This is a genomic window from Blastocatellia bacterium, from assembly GCA_035573895.1.
Taxonomy (GTDB): domain Bacteria; phylum Acidobacteriota; class Blastocatellia; order HR10; family HR10; genus DATLZR01.
In genome coordinates this window covers 1-2839 of the sequence record DATLZR010000081.1, presented here as the reverse complement: position 1 = coordinate 2839, position 2839 = coordinate 1, and the positions used below count along the sequence as shown (strand labels likewise).

Sequence of the window (2839 nt, the reverse complement as noted above, 5' to 3'; positions counted from 1 at the left end):
AGGCGGCCGCTCGCGCTTGCGCCAGAGCCAACGCATCGGCCAAGGCCCCTGCTGCTGCGTCCGCATCCGCTCGCGCCGAGGCCGCAGCCCGTGCGGCCCCTTCGGCTTCGGCTCGCGCTCGGGCAGCAGCCGAGGCGTGTGCCTCAGCCTGAGCCTGTGCATCCGCCGTGCACTTGACAAACGCCTCAACGACGGCGCGAAGATTCGCCTGCACCGTGATGCAGGGAATGGAGAGAATGAGCGAGAGCGCGGCTGACGCAAAGGCCTGAGCTTGAGCGAACGCCGAGGCAGCCGCATTCACGCTCACCTGCGCTTGAGCTGACGATCCGGCCGCTGCCGCGGCATGAGCCTGGGCTTGCGCCTGAGCAGCCGCTGCCGCACCTGCATTAGCTCGGGCCGTTGTCAGTGCCTGGCTCAACCTCGCCACCAAAGTGTCGCAATGAGCGCAGGCCGAAGCTGCTGCCCGTGCCGAGGCAAAAGCCGAGGCGATTGCCTTCACCACCGGGAGGAAGTGATCCTCAATCTCGCCGAATTCAAACGCCCCGCTTCCATCCCAGCCTCCGACGGCGGCAAAGTCTGATTCAGGGATCGGCGCTCGGGTCAGTGCAATTCTCATCCAGGTGGGAGACGCTGCCTCGATCAGAGCGAACGGAATCTGCGCGGCCACACCGCTCGATCCGGGCCCTACCGTGACAAGCTGATTCTTAATGATCCACTCCTCCGTCTCACCGAATCGCTGCCACGCCCCATCATGGTTAAGGTCAACGACCACGTTGATGAAGCGGGGGACGCTCGGCGCCGTCGCCGCTACGCTGACGACGATGTCAATCGTTTTCGGCGTGTCCGGATCCATCGGATCCGTCGTGACGCGCAGCGAGTCGTCGAAACGATCTTGATCAACCAAATTGCTCGTTCCATCCGTATCGGCCGTATCGGCAGCATCGGCTTCCGGGCTCACACTCACTCCGAGCATTTCCTGTCCCGGTCTGAGAACATGAGCCCCCGGTCGCCCGAGCCGACTACTGGAGGTCATGAACAACGTGGGAAACCTGCCGATGACGTTCTGGAACGGCTCCTCATATCCCGCCAGGCCTCCATCCGGGGCATCCCCGTAGTCGCCCTGTGGACCGGCCGGCAGCGCCATAAGAGGAGCCGGGGAGTGACCATCTTCGGCCTGGGCAAAAGGAACAGGCGCTACCAAGCCAAAGATGAGATTCACCATGAGAATTCGGCCAAGCACTGTCTTCATCATAGACACCTCCTCCAGGCTAGAATCTGCGCAAAGCGGGGGAGTGAGACATTACCCCCTGTTCCCGCCCTCACAAGCGGGGAGAGATACCGACAGTGCTGCTGGCTCTAATCCCCGGTTGTCACAACAGCAGCTTTAGCAGTGCTCGTCGGAGCACCCATGAGCACGTCTCGCTGCATCTGCGCCAAGTCGTAGGCTCATCCGAGAATGTGCGGCTACAACCAATCGAGGAACCATTGGCACCCCACTTCGCACGGCCGCCAGTCTATGCTCCTCACCAGCCGAAGTCAAGAAAAACGTTGCTCACGGATTCCGTGCAAAGAAACTTCCGCGCTAAGGAAAGCCTTCTTCACAGGGCTCGGCGAGCACCCCCATCGAGGATGACCCGTCCTGCCGCAGTTTTGTGCTCGCTTCTCTCCGAACAATCTGGTTGAGCGATTGTCGCGTTCAGGACTTTCCCACGGGTGGTTCGGCCTCTGTAATCGCCATTTGCACCGGATCCCAGCGGTAGGCGCGGACGTCGAAGTAGCTCAGGTTGGACAACAGGGCCGGACCGGCGGCGCGGAAACCAAACACAGCATCCTCCACAACCGGCTGACGTGTTCGCACAGCCCGAATGAAGTTCGCCAGATGGTCGTTGAGATCGCTGTATCGTGGCGGCGGGAGATAGGTTTCTTCACTCGATGGGCTGAGCGATTGACCGGCCTGTGGATACTTCTCCCGATACTCCTTGAGGAAGGCTTCCTGAACTGCTTTGGGGAACGTCTCGATGGTATATCCGGGTTCTTTCGGTCGAGGCTTGCGCATGAGCGTGACCCCATTGCCGATGGTCATGACGCCCTCGCTGCCCACAAAGCGGAATCCCGATGTCTCACCCGCAGCGTCGGCGAAGTTGACTTTGAGAAAGAGCGTGAATTCCGGGTGGGTCGCTGACTCGGGATAATCATAGAGGCCGAGCATGACGTCGGGGACATCACGACCATCCTTCCAGTAGCGGAGCCCGCCGGTCGTTTGCACCCGCGTCGGACCCAGAGCGCCGGTGATAAAGTGGAGACCGGAGAAAAGATGAACAAACAGATCGCCGGCGACGCCCGTTCCGTAGTCACGATAGTTGCGCCAGCGGAAAAACCGAACCGGATCGAAGGGAACGCGCGGTGCTTTGCCGAGAAACCGGTCCCAATCCACCGTCTGTGGGGAGGCATCGGGCGGAATCGTATACTGCCACGCGCCGATGGCCGAGTTTCGATTCCACCAGGCTTCGACCAGGTTTACTTCTCCCAATGCGCCGGAGGCGAAAATTTCCTTCGCCTTCTGGTAGACGATCGAACTGACGCGCTGGCTGCCGATCTGGATGATGCGATTCGTCTGACGGGCTGTTTCGATGACCCGGTGTCCCTCGTCGAGACTGTGAACCATCGGCTTTTCGCAATACACGTCCTTACCAGCCTTCATTGCCTCGATGGCAATGGGAGCATGCCAGTGATCCGAGGTGGCAATGATGACGGCGTCTACATCTGATCGCGCGAGAATCTCCCGATAGTCGCGGGTCGTGACGACATGCTCGCCGAAAAGTTCTTTGGTTCGGACGAG

General features: G+C 60.5%; 2 protein-coding genes. Both read right to left on the bottom strand.

Going from position 1 to position 2839, the window contains the following annotated elements:
* Positions 1-1252, bottom strand: a 1252-nt coding sequence (locus VNM72_08220) for a hypothetical protein (protein HXF05387.1), incomplete at its 3' end; no start/stop codon positions are given.
* A 444-nt stretch (positions 1253-1696) separates the two neighbouring features.
* A partial coding sequence (locus tag VNM72_08215; GenBank protein ID HXF05386.1) for a Gfo/Idh/MocA family oxidoreductase occupies positions 1697-2839 on the bottom strand: 1143 nt, incomplete at its 5' end.